Below are 15863 nucleotides of genomic sequence, written 5' to 3' on the forward strand. Positions count from 1 at the left end.
GTCAGTTCCTCAGCAGTTGTTTGAGCGGTACATCGGCGTCAGCCAGAGCGTTCACCGAAAGGAAGTTACGGTGAGCGATCAGCCGTTCGCACAACTTGATGTCCTTGGCGACGCTATTCCCCAGCCCCCAGCCGCAAGCGCCTTGCAGACATTGCTCTGCATCAAGGTAGAACAACAGGAAACCGCCACCGGGGGTTGGCCGGCTCGCGGTGGGTTGTGTGTTTGCGATCACGCCCACGGTCTGCAAACCCCAGTCGTATTGATCGGACCAAAAACCGGGAGTGACCTCGAAGGGCAACTCGCCGCCCAACAGATTCAGGGCGGCGTGACGACCTTGGGTCTCGGCGTTGCGCCAGGTTTCCTGACGCTGGAAAACGCCTTGCGGGTGCAGCCGAAACTCACAGACATCGCCCGCCGCAAAGATGTCCGGCGCACTGGTGCGCAGTTGGGCATCGACGCGGATGCCCTGGCCGACCTCGAGTCCTGCGGCCGCGGCCAGTTCAGTGTTGGGTTGCATGCCGATACCCACCACCACCAAGTCGCAGGGCAGCAACTGGCCGTTGACCAGTTGCACGGACTCAACATGAGTAGCGCCCTGCACCGCCTCAATGGCCACATTCAGTCGGACATCCACGCCCTGACTGCGATGCAGTTCCAACAGGACACTGGACAGTTGCTCCGGCAATACCCGCCCCGCGAGACGCGGCCCGGCCTCGAGCAAGGTCACGGTGCAACCCAAGGCCCGGGCGGTGGCGGCAACTTCGAGTCCGATAAAGCCGCCGCCGATGATTACCACCCGCGCGTCCGGCTGCAACGAAGCGCGCAGTGCCAAGGCCTCGTCATGGGTGCGCAGATAAAGCACATTGCCCAGATACTCGGGCACCGAGGCGAGTCTGCGCGACCGCCCTCCCGTCGCCAATAACAGCCGGGCGTAATGTAGCCAGCTGCCGTCGGCCAACTGCAGACGATGCTGCTGCGGATCCAGCCATTTCACCGGGTTACCCGCCAGGTGTTCGATGTCCAGATCAGCGAGCTGAGCGGTGTCGCACAGGCTGTAACCCGCCAGATCGACCGTACCCTGCAACAGCCCCTTGGACAGCGGCGGACGTTCATAGGGAGGATGGGACTCATCGCCTATCAGAATCAGGCGACCGCTATAACCTTCGCCCCGTAAGGTCAGGGCCGCGCGGCCACCCGCATGCCCGGCGCCGACGATGATCAATGGTGCATTGGCAGGATTCATGGCACAGACTCCGCTCAGTTAAACCGTGATAGCGAGCAGCACACGCCCCGCCTCGACCCGGACTTCATAGGTCTTGAGATTGACGCACACCGGTGCGCCAAGGGCTTTGCCGGAGCGGTAGTCGAAACGTCCGTTGTGCTTGGGGCACTCGATGACGTGCTCCATCACCAGGCCATCGGCCAGGTGGATGGACTCATGGGTACACAGGCCCGCGGTGGCGAAAAACTCGCTGTCGGCGGAGCGGTAGACGGCATAGGTGTGCTGGCCATGATCGAAACGAATGACATCTTCGTCGTCGATATCGCCCACGGCACATACATCGATCCATTGCTCGGTCATGGCGTTTTCTCTTGTAGTGGTGCAGACAGGAAGGTGTCATGTGGGAGCAAGCCCGCTCCCACAGGGGTTGCGCCTATTGGATGTCAGCCGGGCATTGCTTCAGGTTGTGCCCGGACGGTTGCGGCGGGTTTGGTGCTTTGTGGCAAAGGACGAGAGACGAAATAAGTCGGGGCTTTGCGCTGCTTCCAGATGGTCGGGAGGATTTCCTTGAAGGCCTCGAACAGGCTGGTGTAAGGCGGCGGGCAGTCGTTGCGGATCTCCTCGTGAAGCTGCGCCAGCGCGTGAAAAGGCACCATCGGATACATGTGGTGCTCAAGGTGATAGTTCATGTTGAGGTACATGAACCGCAGCACCGGGCCCATGTAAATCGTACGACAGTTGCTGCGGTGATCGAGTACGTCCTCAGCCAGGCCAACATGCTGCGACAGGCCGAACAGGTAGGACAACCAACCGCCATAGAGCGTCGGCAGACCAATAAACATCAGCGGCAACCAGCTCTGCAGATAAAGCGCAGTGCCCACGGTAAGCGCATAAATCGTTAGCCAGACGCGTGCGTCCCTCACAACCTTAGGCCACTCGGACTCAGGGATGAACGTCTGTTCTTCTTCACCCATCCGCCCTACCGCATGCTTGCAGACTGACCCCATCGTCTTCAACGCGTAAGGCATTCTGAACAGGCTCAGCATCATATTGATCAGGCTTGGCGGACGTGGTTCGACGATCTCCGGATCGCGGCCGACGATAACGGTGTCGGTGTGGTGCCGTGCATGGCTCCAGCGCCAGACTTGGGGCTCGAACATGAACATGAAGCTCGACAGCTGGTAGACCGCATCATTCATCCAGCGGGTTTTGAACGCTGTACCGTGACCCGCTTCGTGCCAACGGGCATTGGACGCGGTGCCGTAGAGCATCCCGTAGACGAAGAAGAACGGAACGCAGGCCCAGGAGCCCCAGAACCAGTAACCGCCGAACCCGGTGACGACCATCGCCGACAGCCAGATCGCGGTATCAAGCAAGGCCGGGCCATCGCGGCGCTGCATCAATTCCTTCATGCGTTTACGAGAAATGGGGGATTGGTACCAGCTTGCCGATACCAGGCCTTTTTGCGCCGCTCGGGCGGCTTCGGGACCGGTCAATCGATAATCCCGAGGCATGGGTTTACCGGGGTTTTCAAAGGCTGCGTTTTGTTCAGGCATTTTATTGTTCTCCGCAAGCTTGATTGTTTTAGGCACTTTTCGACGCGGGATCTCATCGCTGGAGAAAATATAGAGAGCGCAGAAATCACCCTCAAGCCCTTGAATACATTCCCTATCAAGCTATCATCCAGGCCCATTGAAGCTTGATAGTTTTCTATCAAAGCGCTTGCGGGGCCCGCCATGAACAACACTAAACGCCCAACCATAGCCACTGTTGCCGAACACGCTGGCCTGAGTGTCGCCACCGTGGACCGCGTACTCAACGCCAGGGCTCCGGTCAACCCGGACACTGCCGAGCAGGTATTCCAGGCCGCCGAAGCGGTCGGTTATTTCGCCGCCCGGCTGATCGGTCAACGGATCCGCGAACGGCGTCCCACCTATCGTTTCGGCATCCTGCTGCTCGGTACCGCCCAGGCGTTTTATGGCAACGTGGCCGCCGCCATCACCGAGGCGGCGCAGCGTCAGGCCGGCGCCAACCTGAGCATTCAATTCGAGTACGTTTTCGATCGCACGCCCAGCGCGATCATTGCCCAGATCGAACAACTGGCGGTGCAGTGCGATGGTCTGGCGGTGGTCAGCTTCGCGCATCCGCTGATCAATGCCGCCATCGCGCAGATCAGAGAGGCCGGCGTGCCGGTGATCGCCCTGCTGTCCGACATTCATGAGGCGGCGGATGAGCCTTACGTCGGCCAGGATAATCACGAGGTCGGACGTACCATGGGTTGGCTGATGGCGCACACCTGTGGCGCCCGCAAAGGCTGTGTCGGGGTGTTGCTCGGCGGTCACCGTTTTCTTGGCCATCAGGCGCGGGTCGAGGGGTTGCGCAGCTACCTGGCGGAACGCGCCCCAGGGTTGCGGCTGCTGGAAGCGGTGATCAATCTGGACAACTGCGACATCACCGAAGAGGCGACGCTGGACCTGCTGGCGCGGCATGACGACTTGCGCGGTTTGTGCGTGGTCGGTGGTGGCGGCGACGGGGTCATCAATGCCCTGTCGCAACTGCCGAAGCAGCCGTCGCTGTGCTGCATTCTGCAGGAGTCGACCGAGCTGTCGCGACAAGCCCTGGATCAGGGATTGATCAGTCTGGTGATCGACTCCCAGCCGCAATTACTGGCAACCGCGCTGGTCGATTTGCTGGTCGAACTACAGACCACGCCGGACTTCGATCCGATCCGGCATCGAATCCATATTCCATTGCAGATCATCACCTCAGAGAACGCCCGACACTGAACCTGTGAGTGGTACCGAGTTTCGCAGACACACTAAACCTGTGGCGAGGGAGCTTGCTCCCGCTGGGTTGCGCAGCAGCCCCAAAACCAATCAGTGAGTTCTTTCTGAAAAACTGCGGCAGCCTTATTGGGGCCGCTGCGCGACCCAGCGGGAGCAAGCTCCCTCGCCACAAGATCGTTTTCAGCCTGTCAGAGGTCGGGTTCCGAACGGAAAACATCGGCACTCAGCCCGAACCGATTCATCTTGTTGTACAACCCACCGCGAGAAACATTCAGCTGCCTCGCGGCCAGGCGGATGTTGCCACGGGTATCCCTGAGGGCCGCGATGATCGCATTCATTTCATGGGTGCCAAGGTCCAGGGCAACTCGGGGTTCGGGCACACTTCCCGGCGCCGGCTGACGTAGCCTTTGCTTGATTTCAAGCGGTAGATCAGCTGGCTGGATCAGTTCGGTCACCGCCAGATTGGTCGCGCGCTCGATGGTGTTTTCCAATTCACGAACATTACCCGGCCAGCTGTAGGCCGAAAGAATATCCAACGCCTCTGGCGAGATGCCCTGCACCGATTTGCGCAGCGACCGGGTGCAACGATCTAGAAAATGTCGCGCCAGCAATGGAACATCTTCCCGGCGCATCCGCAGCGGCGGAACCGTCAGGTTCAGCACATTGAGCCGGTAGTAAAGATCCTCACGGAAGGCGCCATCGGCAACCGCCTGGCTCAGGTTACGGTGGGTGGCGGCGATGATGCGTACATCCACTTGCTGCGATTTTTTCGCGCCCACGCGAGTCACCTCGCCTTCTTGCAGGACGCGCAGCAGGCTGACCTGGGCATCGAAAGACATGTCACCGATTTCGTCGAGGAAGATCGTTCCGCCATCGGCCAGTTCGAACTTCCCGGCAGAGCCTCCACGGGCCGATCCAGTGAAGGCGCCCTCGACATGACCAAACAATTCGCTCTGCACCAGATCTCGCGGAATGGCCCCGCAATTGACGGCCACAAACGGACCGCTGCAACGATCGCTGGCGTTATGGATTGCCTGGGCAAACAGCTCCTTACCGGTACCGCTTTCACCCAGGATCAGCGTGGTCGAATCACTGCGACTAGCAATCCGCCCTAGGTGTAACGCGTCCTGTATGGCTCGCGAACTGCCTTGAATGGTCTCGAAGGTGTAGCTGGCTTGAGTGCCGATAATCCGCCGGGTAATTTCCCGGATGCGCCGGTTCTCGCGCAACGAAACAATGCGCCCACCCTGCTCCAGTGGGCACACCGACACCAGACACGCCAAGAGGCTGCGATCATGCAACTCGAAGGTGCAATCCAGATCCCTTATCCCTTCATACGGCTGCCCTTCCCCGCCACGCAGCAGAATCTCATCGGTCAGTTCGCTCTGACCCAGACGCTGGAACGGGCTGCCCAACAGGTCCCGACCGACGCGGAACAATTGGCGGGCATAGCGGTTGAGCGCCTTGATGCAACCCCGCTCATCCAGCACCACAAGACCCTCGTTGAGCACTTCGAGGACGGTTTGTTGTTCCTCCAGCAGCGCTTGCAGCGCCATCTGTCGCGAGACCGCTTCGGCCGCCGCCTGGACGGTGCCCAGCGTATGGAAATGAAACCAGCCCGGTTCGGCGGTCAAGGTCAGCATGGCCAGCGTCCTGCCCTGCGCATCCCTGATCGGCGCGGCGGCACAATGCATGCGCCGGCGACGCAGGCCGATCCCGAAATTCTCCTCGGCCAGCACATACACCAATCGATCTTCGGCAATCGCCAGCCCCGTGCAGTTGGTGCCCTGCACCGACTCCAGTAGCCGACTGCCCACAGGCGTGAGGTCCAGGCCACAGAAATACAGGGTCGTGCCTGCGGCATCGGTCAGATTGATATGGCCCCTGGGGTTGTAAGCCAGCAATCCCTTCATGACCTCCGCCGCCGCGGCGATCAAGGCGCGATTGGCCGCCAGCGTTGCGGTCAGAACGGCCGGGGCGACGAACCGGTATTCGCCATCCTCAGGATCGAGGCCGGCACTGACGCTGCGCAGCCAGGAGTCCCAGATAACCTGCCGGACGCCGGCCGGTCGCTCGATGCGCCCTTTCAGGCAAGCCAGCCAAGCCTGGTCCAGCTCGGCGATCGGCCCTTCGTTCAACGATGCAGGCCCTAGCGCGGTGATGTAATCGAGGTCTTGCGCGCTGAAGGCTGTCAGCTGTGGATTCACCATCATCGATACGCTTCTATGTTCACGTTTTAGACATGTCAGTGTAGACATGTCATGCGAATGAACACACTTTTCAATGTGTATTAATTAACTCCTTAAATATCAATGACTTAAATATTGGCACAGCCCTTGCTCCCTTGATTGACGCCAGCGAGGACATTCCTGCTGTGAGTCATTGAACAACAATAAAAGGGAGTCATTTCATGAGTACGTCCAAGATCATCCGCCTGGGTCTCATCGGTGCCGGCCGCATGGGCAGCTTTCACGGCCTGACTGCCGCCAGACACATTCCCGGCGCCTGCCTGGCCGCCATCGCCGACCCTACACCCGGTCAAGCCGCCCGCCTGGCCGCAGAGTTGGGTGTGCAACGGGTCTATACCGATCCACAGCAACTGCTCGATGACCCGGAAATCGACGCTGTCTTGATCGCCGCCCCCGCCCGCAGCCATGCCGAACTGGTGATCAGTGCGGCCCGCGCCGGCAAAGGCGTGTTTTGTGAAAAACCCATGGCCATCACCCTCGACGAGGCCGACCGCGCCATCGCCGCAGCTGCCGATGCGCGCGTGCCGCTACAGGTCGGCTTCAACCGCCGCTTTGCCAAAAGCTTCAGGGCTGCCCATCTGGACGTGGTCGCCGGCCGTATCGGTACGCCGCAACTGCTGCGCTCGCTGACCCGCGACCCGGCGTTGAACAATCCGGCGGCCTCACCGCAGTGGGTGATTTTCCTCGAAACCCTGATCCATGACTTCGATACCCTGCGCTACCTCAATCCCGGCGCAGAAGCGGTCGAAGTTTTTGTCATGGCCGATGCCCTGATCGCACCGGACTACAAGGCCAAGGGCTTCCTCGACACCGCAGTGGTCACGATCCGTTTCGACAACGGTGCCATCGCGACGGCCGAGGCCAATTTCCAGGCCGTGTATGGCTACGATGTTCGAGGGGAAGTGTTCGGCAGCGCCGGCATGCTGACCATGGGCAGCCTCAATGACTCTGACCTGGTGCGCTATCTGGCCAATGGCATCCAGGCCGACACCCAACGCATGGACACCGACCTGCTGCGTGATGCCTATGTGGCCGAGCTCAATCACTTTGTCGACTGCCTGCGCACCGGCGGAAAACCACTCGCCAGCGGTGAAGATGCCCGGGCGGCACTGGCCATTGCCCGCGCGTGTATCGAGTCCTTTCAGCAGGGCAAACCTGTGCGCGTGCAAGGAGCCCATTCATGAGTTTCACACCGTTCAAACTGGCGATCAGTGCCGAGATGGTCTTCCTCGACTTGCCGTTCACAGAGCGCGTCAAACGCATCCACGCGCTGGGTTTTAGCGCGGAACTCTGGGACTGGACGAAGAAAGACATTGCGGCCCTTGTCGCCACGGGCGCTGACTTCACCTCGATGACCGGCTACATCTCGGGCAACCTGACCGACCCCGAAGACATCCAGCACCTGCTCGACAGCGCACGAGAATCGCTGGCCGTCGCTGCACAACTGAATTGCCCGAGCCTCAACCTGCATGGCACCGGTTTGGGTGACCAAGGCCTGCCGGTCAAACCCGTGGCCCACACCACCGGACGCATGTGGCTGAGCGCCTGTAAGACCCTGGAAAAAATCGCTCGCCTGGGAGAAGACGCAGGCCGGGTATTCTTGCTGGAAAACCTCAATACCGAGGTGGACCACCCCGGCACGCCCTTCGCTCGCGCCGACGATACCTTGGCGCTGATCGAGGCCGTGGGCAGCCCTCATTTGAAGATGAACCTGGACCTTTACCATGCCCAGATCGGCGAAGGAAACCTGATCGAACTGATCCAGCGCGCCGGCAGCGCCATCGGGGAAATCCAGGTCGCTGATGTCCCCGGCCGCATGGAACCCGGCACCGGCGAAATCCATTATCCGGCCATTGCCAAAGCCTTGTTCCGCATGGGATACACCGGTGTCGTCGGGCTGGAGGGCTGGGCCAGCGGCGACAGCGAAGCGGCACTTGAACGCTTTCGGCAAGCCTTCACGCTGGATTGATGACGCTGGCGCTCTCGGCGGGTTTGATTCAGAGAGCGCCAGAAACCCTCACGTTTGATCTTGATGAATTTCAACTCATAACAAAAAAGGAAAAACCATCATGCGTCGCTGCACACTGCTTTTTGCCACGCTGTTATTCCTCTTCAGCCAATGGGCCGCCGCCAGCTATCGCATCGGTGTCAGCATTGCCAGGGTTGACGACAACTTCATGACCTATGTGCGCAGCGGCCTGGAAGATGCCGCCAAGAAGGAGAACGTCCAGATCCAGTTCGAGGATGCCCAAGGCGATGTGGTTCGCCAGCTCAATCAGATTCAGGGCTTTCTCGGCCAGAAGGTGGATGCCGTCATCGTCCTGCCCGTGGACACCGCCGCCACCGCCAACATGACGCGCGCCGCCGTCGAAGCGAAAATACCGCTGGTCTACGTCAACCGCCATCCGGACGAACGCGTCTTGCCCAAAGGCGTAGTCACGGTGGCGTCCAACGACGTTGAGGCCGGGCAACTGCAAATGCGCTACCTGGCTGACAAAATGGCGGGCAAAGGCAACATCGCAATCATCATGGGCGACCTGGCGCAAAACTCCACGCACGACCGCACCGAAGGCGTCAAACAGGTGCTCAAGGACTATCCCGGGATCAAGATCGTCGAACAACAAAGTGCCGAGTGGCAGCGCAATAAAGGGATGGACCTGACCAGCAACTGGCTGCTGGCCGGCACCGGCTTCGATGCCATCGTTGCCAACAATGACGAGATGGCCATCGGCGCCGCCATGGCACTGCAGCAAGCTGGCAAAGCCAAGGGCGAAATTGCAATTGTCGGCATCGACGGCCTGCCTGACGGCCTCGCGGCCATCAAGCGCGGAATGCTCGTAGCCTCGGTCTTTCAAGACCCCAAAGCGCAGGCGACCAGCGCGCTGCAAGCGGCCATCAAAATGATCAAAGGGGAGCCGGTCGAAACGGATGTCTGGGTGCCCTTTCAGCTGATCACGCCGGAGCAGGTAGCGGTGTTTGAGCAGCATTATAAATAGCGTCAAACGGTTGCGGCCTACTCCTCAAAGCGACCCGTGGCATCACGATGTTTGGCGCACGGATACGCGCCCTTGCCAACCAGGCACCGTGCAGATACTGTCAGCTTCATGAATCAACCACGCATTGCCTCGACCACCACAACCACGACCGCCCAGGGCGGGTCGTGAGAGGTGTCGTGAGCCAATAACGCACGAACTTCAAAGGCCCGCCAGTGATGGAGAGGGCCTTTTCTTTTGCCCTTGTGTCACTGGTCCAAACGCAAGGAAAAGCACTATGCATGCACTGTTGATTCTCGATATGCAGGTTGGATTGTTTCATGGCCCGGATAAACCCTGGGCTGGCGAAGCGCTGTTAAATACCTTGAATAGCCTGCTGAGCAAAGCCCGGAAGGCAGACGCGCCAGTTTTCCTGGCTCGCCATGTGGGTCCGCCTGGCTCGCCTATCGAGCCTGCGAGCCCGTTGACACAACTGGTGCAGGAACTGCTGCTACAAGGCGACGAAGTGATCTTCGAAAAAAGCCGACCCAACGCTTTCGCCATGACTGATCTGGCCGATCGGTTAAAAGCTTGTGGATCTCAAGGTGTGGTTATTGCCGGAATGAAGACCCAGTATTGTGTCGACAGCACCTGTCGCGCCGCACGAGATCTTGGGTTCGATGCAGTGCTGATCGCCGACGGTCATACCTGCACCTACACCCCTGCGTTGACGGCCGAAAATATCGTCGCTCATCACAATGCAACCCTGGCGGGCCCATTCTGTCGTGTCGTTCACGCTGAGAACTGGCACTTCTGACCAACGTTGATAGATCGGCTCAGACTGGGTCGATCTATCCTTCGTCGGCGTCGTTTCCGCTTGAACCGCGTGTCAGGCCGAGCGTGTCGGATATCGGGCCTGACATTACTCGCTCGTTCCATCTAACGAGCCATTTTCTAATTTTTGCACTCCGACAAAACCACGTGGCAGGTATCCGGCGTGCCACCGGATCGGCCGGCATAGCGTATGCAATTAGCCAGGGATTTTTCGCGCGCCATGCTCAAGGTAGAGCCCCAAGCCAGGCCACCTTCGCCAGCGGTGGGGAGCGCTTTTGCATAGCAGCTTGAACCTGTGTTTGAGGCCGAATAACGCGCCGTGGCAGCCTTGCTTGAACATCCCGCCGTCAGCGCCAGGTTGATGACTAACAGGGAGAGTAGGACCCATGACGAGCATTGGCACGCTGTTGTTCCGGTCATCCCGTTTCCCCTGTAGCAAGAGGCATGAGCCACGTTTGTGCTCGTGTACTACTCAGATTAGACGGTGTTGTGCCTGCCCTTGGCTCCGTTCAGCGGACTGATTTGCGCTGGCCAGCCACCCTCCGCAAGTTGCCAAAATAACCCGGTTGCCTACGCTACTAAAATGTATGCATCAGTCCCTATTTTGGAGAACCGAGATGATCAGCAAAAACACGATTTGTCTCTGGTACGACGGCACCGCGCTGGATGCTGCGACGTTCTATGCCGAGACGTTCCCGGACAGCGCTGTGGGAGCTGTCTTTCACGCACCGGGCGATTATCCGGCGGGCAAACAGGGCGATGTCTTGACGGTCGAGTTCACGGTGATGGGCATTCCTTGCCTTGGACTGAACGGGGGTTCGGCGTTCAAGCACAACGAGGCTTTCTCGTTCCAGGTTGCGACCGACGACCAAGCCGAAACAGACCGCTTGTGGAACGCGATTGTCAAAAACGGCGGCCAGGAAAGTGCATGCGGCTGGTGCAAGGACAAGTGGGGACTGTCATGGCAAATCACCCCACGCGTTCTGACAGCTGCAATAACCGATCCTGATCGAGCGGCGGCCAAGCGCGCGTTCGACGCCATGATGGGGATGATAAAGATCGACATCGCTGCGATCGAAGCGGCTCTGAAGGGTTAACCAGCGGTGCCTGGGGTTAGGCGCTGGACCTATCGGATGTGGCCGGTGCTGAAGCCGGGTACGGGACTGAAAAACTGTAACCGGCAGATATCGGCCAAAAAGCCTCCATGTTCAGGCCGCTTTGCACGTCAACCACGCCCCCCAGAAAAGACTGCTGAAGAAACGGGTGGCGTCCCCAAATCCGGCGTCATGCAACAGCTTTTGAACCGCCGCCTCGGAGTGTGGAGGGTCCGCACCTTGAAGGATTTTCCCAAGCTTGACCTTCACTTCATCCGGGCTGGCTCCATGCTGCCGCCACCGTTGCCCCCAGGCAGCAAGCAGTAACGGCTGGCTGGCATAAGCATATTGATTCCCCGCGACAATCAGCGGTGCACCCGGTTTTAGATGAGCCCGAATGGATCGTAAAATTTGTCGCTTGGTATCATCCCCATCGAGATGATGGAGTACACCGATCAAGGTGGCTGCGTCGTATGATTCGTCTGCTGCCAGGTCTTCAACATGCCCAAGATGCATGGTCGTTCTTTCAAGCAAGTTGTTCGCCTCTAACTGCTGCTTTGCTGCCTCCAGCATCGGCTCGGATGGATCAACGGCAGTGAAGCGCCAACCCGGCTCAAGCTTGGCCATAGCAATAATCTCCTGCGCCGTGCCCCCAGCGCCAACTACCAGTATTTTTGCCATGCTTGTATTGCCAAGGCTTGCCGCCAGCATGCACGCCGCCAAGTCTTGGCAAGCGTCATATCCGGCTAGTGCAATACGGCTCTGTCGTCCGTACTCATTGGCTCGTGAGGTATCAAATTTTTCAGCAGCGTTGAGAGGGTATGATTTCAAGGCGGTTCTCCATGTCCTTGAATCAAGCTACGTCATACCCAGCAATAATAAAAATTCATTAATTTTATGTATTGCATTCCCGTAAGGAATATATAGCCCAACCATTTTTCTCGTCTGTTTAAGCTGATTCAGCCTTGTGGCGACAGTTAGCTTTGGGTCGGTTGCAGCTCTTCCTGACAGACCGCTATCGGCCAATTCCTGCCTCTCACGACTGACCGAAATCCACAACCCAAAGCTGCCCCATCAGACATCTTCCTATGTCTAGCGAGACTGGGGCAATTACCTGTATGCGTCCGGCAAAGTCATCTAGCTAACTCCGCTGTCCAGCCATGGTGTCCACCTGATTTTGAGAAAGGACAGCTAACCCTTGGTCGATGAGAATAACGAGACATTCGTTATTCGTTTGTTGCGCTCGCGTGAACATTTTTACCTGCTTCTGCAGCAGAAATTGGTAGGGAGTCTAAAATTGAAATGCCATAGATCGGTTCCATCCCATATCTGCGTAATGATGCGAGGGACCGTTGGCATGTAGGTGGCTTTGGAGTCAACACCGGACCGGTGTTGGCTAAATGGATTTGAACTTGGAGGGAACCATGAGCAATCTCATCGCCAGCGGCGAGCCACCTGAAGCCGTTCGCGTCATGGTCAAGGTTTACGCCTACTTGCTGCTCGTCGGATTTGCGTTTGTTCCGGCCTTTTTGATTGGCTACTTATACGTCTTTCAAGACCCCACACTTATATTCGAGAACCACCTGTTCCATATCATTGCGATCGCGGCAGCCACCTTGGAAGGATTGTTTGTGACGTACGTAACGTGGCGCTGCTATCAGTCATCGGGAGACCCGCTGCTGCGCTGGATGACGCTTGGCTTTCTCGGTTTTGTGCTGATCTACGCGTTGCATGGTGTGTTCACCGGGCTCGCACACCACAATATCTGGCTCTTCCTGCTTTATGGTCCGGCCTCTCGACTGGTCATGGCGACTCTGCTGTTAGTTGGAATGCTGTCGTACCACCGCCCACCTGATGCCGCGGACCAACGAATGAAGTCCCGCCCGTGGCTGACCTGGATAGGACTATTCCTGCTGGTTGACGTGGCAGTGGCGTACGTCGCAAATTCGCCGATCGCCGGTAACCTCGCGGTGCGGCTCTCGATGGAAGGTGGTGCCCTCGTTCTTTCCACGTTGACCGTGGCAATGCTCCTGCTGCGTCGTATCCGTTCGCCGCTGATGATGATTTTTGTCATCTCGGTTACTGCGTTTGCGCTGTCATCTCTTGCCTTCATCCTTGCCCGTCCGTGGAACCACATGTGGTGGCTCGCTCATGCGATCTTCGCCGGTGGATTCTTCATGTTGAGCTATGGGGTAGTGCAAGCGTTCCTCACCACGCGGTCGTTCTCGAAGATTTACAGCCAAGAGGAGTTGATGGTGCGTCTTGCCGAAGCGATGGCGTATACCGAGAACGCCCTGCAGGAGCTCCAGCGCACCAATCAAGAACTCGGGCACCTTGCGGCGACCGATCCACTGACTGGCGCTGATAATCGGCGTCGGTTCATGGAGCGGGTCGAAATCGAAATTGGTCGGGCCAAGCGCGGCGGTGAGCCGTTCTCCGTGTTGGCACTCGATCTGGATAATTTCAAGTCCATCAACGATCGCTTCGGGCATCAGGTTGGCGATGACATCCTGAAGAGTTTCGTGGATAAATGCCTCGATTCCATCCGGCCGTATGACGGCGTAGCCCGAGTAGGCGGAGAAGAATTCATGATACTGCTACCTCAGACTTCACTTGAAGGCGCGCACGTAATTGCCGAGCGTCTGCGAAGCACCGTTGCAAATAATTCTTTTCATGGCCTGCAGCGGTTAACCGTGGTCACAGTAAGCATCGGCGTATCGCAATTTGGTCGCGACGGCGACACCATCGAGGCAATTCTGCGTGCAGCCGATCAACGCCTATATCACGCTAAACACGAAGGCCGTAACCGCGTGGTCACTACCATCAAAACCAGCCTCCAGCCTCTGCCCTGACCATCATCTCGAAGTCTCTGAAAGCGTCGGCATTGCGCCACAGCATTGGGCGCTATGGTTTTCTGGTGGGCATAGGCAAGCGCCGTCGCTCAGTCTCAATGTCCCCATAGGTTCGATAGCTGCCCTTCATGACAGGCAGAAATCGGCCAGAAGCAGACATCCATTTACAGCCCTCCACGACAGCAACTGCCTCAGAGGCGTCGAGGCAGCTTTCCACACTTGCGACCTAAGCCTGAACCAGGTTGGAGATCTTGACGTCCGGATCGACCTCAGCCTCGTAGTCCACCCCTTCGATCCCGAAACCGAAGAGACGCAGGAACTCCGTCTTGTAACCGACAAAGTCAGTAAGTTCATAAAGGTTGTCATTGCTGACCTGATCCCAGAGTTGCTTGACGCGATTCTGGATTTCGGGAGCCAGCTCCTTGTAGTCCGCGCGCAGGCGACCCTCTTGATCCATAACTGGAGAATGGCCGTACAAGCTGTCTTTGTAGAGCGCGTAGACCTGCTCGATACACCCCTCGTGTGTGCCCTGCGCTTTCATGACTTTAAACAACAATGACAGATACAGCGGCATGATCGGGATAGCTGAACTTGCCTGGGTAACCACCGCTTTCAATACCGAGACCCGCGCATCGCCCCCCAGCACAGCCAACCGTTCACGGATACCAAGGACTTTCTGATCCAGGTCCTTCTTGGCCGCACCAATGGAGCCATTCCAGTAGATGTCATGAGTCAGTTTTTCGCCCAGGTAAGTGAACGCGGTCGTTTTCGCCCCATCAGCCAAAACACCCGCTTCGTGCAGGGCATCGATCCACATCTGCCAGTCTTCGCCGCCCATCACGGCCACCGTGCCATCGATTTCGCTTTGGGTCGCGGGTTGTAGCGTGGTGTCCTTGACCACTTCCTTATCAGTATCCAGACCCCGCAAGGTCACGGCCTTGTCGAGCGGCTTGAGGGTAGAACTGAATACTTCACCCGTCTTGGGGTGTGTCCGGCGCGGTGCGGCAAGACTGTAAACAACCAGGTCGACCTTCCCGAAGTCGCGCTTGATAACGTCGATAGTCTTCTGTTTGATCTCATCGGAAAAAGCATCGCCGTTGATGCTCTTGGCGTAGAGGCCGTCGGACTCGGCAAACGTGTGAAAGGCCGCTGTGTTGTACCAGCCGGCGGTGCCGAGCTTGCCCTCATCGCCTTCACGTTCGAAAAACACACCGAGAGTGCTGGCGCCACAACCAAAAGCTGCCGTTATCCGCGCAGCAAGTCCGTATCCGGTCGATGCACCGATCACGAGTACGCTCTTTGGCCCTCCGGTGATCAATCCTTTCGTAGTAACGTAATCGATCTGATTCTTGACGTTGGCTTCGCAGCCAGTGGGATGGGTAGTCACACAGACAAAGCCGCGAACGCGCGGTTCAATGATCATAAAAGTTCTCCCTCTTCCAGGATGAGAGCCAACCTTGGCTACAAAGTTATAGACGCTTGGAAAGCTGGAACGTCACGATGGAAGATCTGCAGCGATTGGTGCCTCGCCAAGCAATGCTTGAACAAATCCTTCCTTCTGGTCATATGGCATTGGCCGACCTCGAGCCTGGCAAGAGACTGCGACGGTCTAGCCTCGACCGTTGCAGTGGGTGGTCAGACGTCCGTCTGTTCCGCCATTTCCAGGGCGTCATCGACCTCGATCCCCAGGTATCTGACGGTACATTCAAGCTTCGTACGGCCAAGCAGGAGTCGCACTGCTCTCAGGTTCTTCGTCCGCGATAGATTAGCGATACCTTGGTTTTCCGTAGCGTGTGGGTACCGTACATGGTTGGTGTGTCCTGCATCGGCAACCTCTCTTCGGTAATCTCACGC

The 15863-nt window shown here is 58.1% G+C and carries 14 protein-coding genes and 1 pseudogene; 7 read left to right on the forward strand and 8 right to left on the reverse strand.

Going from position 1 to position 15863, the window contains the following annotated elements; translation table 11 throughout:
- Position 1: 1 nt before the first annotated feature.
- The 3 genes from AB3226_RS02505 to AB3226_RS02515 all read right to left on the reverse strand — a co-directional run bounded on the left by AB3226_RS02505 (position 2) and on the right by AB3226_RS02515 (position 2778).
- Positions 2-1243: an NAD(P)/FAD-dependent oxidoreductase gene (locus tag AB3226_RS02505; RefSeq protein WP_367371876.1), complete on the reverse strand. Its 1242-nt coding sequence runs from the start codon at positions 1241-1243 to the stop codon at positions 2-4.
- Positions 1244-1261: 18 nt separating this feature from the next.
- Entirely contained in the window at positions 1262-1582 is a 321-nt protein-coding gene (locus tag AB3226_RS02510) for a MocE family 2Fe-2S type ferredoxin (protein ID WP_367371877.1), read from the reverse strand.
- Positions 1583-1665: 83 nt separating this feature from the next.
- The gene (locus tag AB3226_RS02515; RefSeq protein ID WP_367371878.1) at positions 1666-2778 is read right to left on the reverse strand and encodes a fatty acid desaturase family protein; all 1113 of its coding nucleotides are present in this window, start codon (positions 2776-2778) and stop codon (positions 1666-1668) included.
- Positions 2779-2958: 180 nt separating this feature from the next.
- Here AB3226_RS02515 and AB3226_RS02520 point away from each other — a divergent pair, with 180 nt between their 5' ends.
- Entirely contained in the window at positions 2959-4008 is a 1050-nt protein-coding gene (locus AB3226_RS02520) for a LacI family DNA-binding transcriptional regulator (protein WP_367371879.1), read from the forward strand.
- A gap of 188 nt (positions 4009-4196) precedes the next feature.
- Here the strand turns inward: AB3226_RS02520 and AB3226_RS02525 are convergent, their stop codons facing one another.
- Complete coding sequence (locus AB3226_RS02525; RefSeq protein ID WP_367375736.1) at positions 4197-6218, reverse strand: sigma-54 interaction domain-containing protein; 2022 nt, start codon at positions 6216-6218, stop codon at positions 4197-4199.
- Between the two features lie 200 nt (positions 6219-6418).
- Between AB3226_RS02525 and AB3226_RS02530 the strand changes: the two genes are divergently transcribed.
- The 4 genes from AB3226_RS02530 (at position 6419) to AB3226_RS02545 (ending at position 10046) form a co-directional block, all read left to right on the forward strand.
- A complete protein-coding gene (locus tag AB3226_RS02530; protein WP_367371880.1) occupies positions 6419-7441 on the forward strand; it encodes a Gfo/Idh/MocA family oxidoreductase in 1023 nt (340 codons plus the stop codon).
- Entirely contained in the window at positions 7438-8226 is a 789-nt protein-coding gene (locus AB3226_RS02535; protein WP_123359822.1) for a TIM barrel protein, read from the forward strand. Before AB3226_RS02530 ends, AB3226_RS02535 begins: the two co-directional genes overlap by 4 nt.
- Positions 8227-8326: 100 nt before the next feature.
- A complete protein-coding gene (locus AB3226_RS02540; protein ID WP_201060193.1) occupies positions 8327-9253 on the forward strand; it encodes a sugar ABC transporter substrate-binding protein in 927 nt (308 codons plus the stop codon).
- Positions 9254-9527: 274 nt separating this feature from the next.
- Positions 9528-10046 carry an isochorismatase family protein gene (locus tag AB3226_RS02545; protein WP_367371881.1) on the forward strand — a complete coding sequence of 173 codons (519 nt, stop codon included), beginning with the start codon at positions 9528-9530 and terminating at the stop codon, positions 10044-10046.
- 137 nt (positions 10047-10183) lie between these two features.
- Here AB3226_RS02545 and AB3226_RS02550 read toward each other — a convergent pair whose 3' ends face one another.
- Positions 10184-10483 carry a hypothetical protein gene (locus tag AB3226_RS02550; RefSeq protein ID WP_367371882.1) on the reverse strand — a complete coding sequence of 100 codons (300 nt, stop codon included), beginning with the start codon at positions 10481-10483 and terminating at the stop codon, positions 10184-10186.
- 197 nt (positions 10484-10680) lie between these two features.
- Between AB3226_RS02550 and AB3226_RS02555 the strand changes: the two genes are divergently transcribed.
- A complete protein-coding gene (locus tag AB3226_RS02555; RefSeq protein ID WP_123359826.1) occupies positions 10681-11160 on the forward strand; it encodes a VOC family protein in 480 nt (159 codons plus the stop codon).
- 111 nt (positions 11161-11271) lie between these two features.
- Here the strand turns inward: AB3226_RS02555 and AB3226_RS02560 are convergent, their stop codons facing one another.
- Complete coding sequence (locus AB3226_RS02560; protein ID WP_367371883.1) at positions 11272-11988, reverse strand: class I SAM-dependent methyltransferase; 717 nt, start codon at positions 11986-11988, stop codon at positions 11272-11274.
- 593 nt (positions 11989-12581) lie between these two features.
- Between AB3226_RS02560 and AB3226_RS02565 the strand changes: the two genes are divergently transcribed.
- On the forward strand, positions 12582-14009 hold the full coding sequence (locus AB3226_RS02565) for a GGDEF domain-containing protein (RefSeq protein WP_367371884.1): 1428 nt from the start codon (positions 12582-12584) through the stop codon (positions 14007-14009).
- Between the two features lie 226 nt (positions 14010-14235).
- Here AB3226_RS02565 and fabV read toward each other — a convergent pair whose 3' ends face one another.
- On the reverse strand, positions 14236-15432 hold the full coding sequence (gene fabV / locus AB3226_RS02570) for an enoyl-ACP reductase FabV (RefSeq protein ID WP_367371885.1): 1197 nt from the start codon (positions 15430-15432) through the stop codon (positions 14236-14238).
- 212 nt (positions 15433-15644) lie between these two features.
- Positions 15645-15823 (reverse strand): annotated as a pseudogene (locus AB3226_RS02575) (integrase); the annotation flags it as partial.
- Positions 15824-15863: the final 40 nt, after the last annotated feature.

This window comes from Pseudomonas lini, assembly GCF_964063345.1.
Lineage (GTDB): Bacteria > Pseudomonadota > Gammaproteobacteria > Pseudomonadales > Pseudomonadaceae > Aquipseudomonas > Aquipseudomonas lini_B.

Coding starts and splice junctions, on each gene's coding strand:
- AB3226_RS02505 (WP_367371876.1), bottom strand. CDS start 1,243: ATGAATCCTGCCAATGCACCATTGATCATCGTCGGCGCCGGGCATGCG.
- AB3226_RS02510 (WP_367371877.1), bottom strand. CDS start 1,582: ATGACCGAGCAATGGATCGATGTATGTGCCGTGGGCGATATCGACGAC.
- AB3226_RS02515 (WP_367371878.1), bottom strand. CDS start 2,778: ATGCCTGAACAAAACGCAGCCTTTGAAAACCCCGGTAAACCCATGCCT.
- AB3226_RS02520 (WP_367371879.1), top strand. CDS start 2,959: ATGAACAACACTAAACGCCCAACCATAGCCACTGTTGCCGAACACGCT.
- AB3226_RS02525 (WP_367375736.1), bottom strand. CDS start 6,218: ATGGTGAATCCACAGCTGACAGCCTTCAGCGCGCAAGACCTCGATTAC.
- AB3226_RS02530 (WP_367371880.1), top strand. CDS start 6,419: ATGAGTACGTCCAAGATCATCCGCCTGGGTCTCATCGGTGCCGGCCGC.
- AB3226_RS02535 (WP_123359822.1), top strand. CDS start 7,438: ATGAGTTTCACACCGTTCAAACTGGCGATCAGTGCCGAGATGGTCTTC.
- AB3226_RS02540 (WP_201060193.1), top strand. CDS start 8,327: ATGCGTCGCTGCACACTGCTTTTTGCCACGCTGTTATTCCTCTTCAGC.
- AB3226_RS02545 (WP_367371881.1), top strand. CDS start 9,528: ATGCATGCACTGTTGATTCTCGATATGCAGGTTGGATTGTTTCATGGC.
- AB3226_RS02550 (WP_367371882.1), bottom strand. CDS start 10,483: ATGACCGGAACAACAGCGTGCCAATGCTCGTCATGGGTCCTACTCTCC.
- AB3226_RS02555 (WP_123359826.1), top strand. CDS start 10,681: ATGATCAGCAAAAACACGATTTGTCTCTGGTACGACGGCACCGCGCTG.
- AB3226_RS02565 (WP_367371884.1), top strand. CDS start 12,582: ATGAGCAATCTCATCGCCAGCGGCGAGCCACCTGAAGCCGTTCGCGTC.
- fabV (WP_367371885.1), bottom strand. CDS start 15,432: ATGATCATTGAACCGCGCGTTCGCGGCTTTGTCTGTGTGACTACCCAT.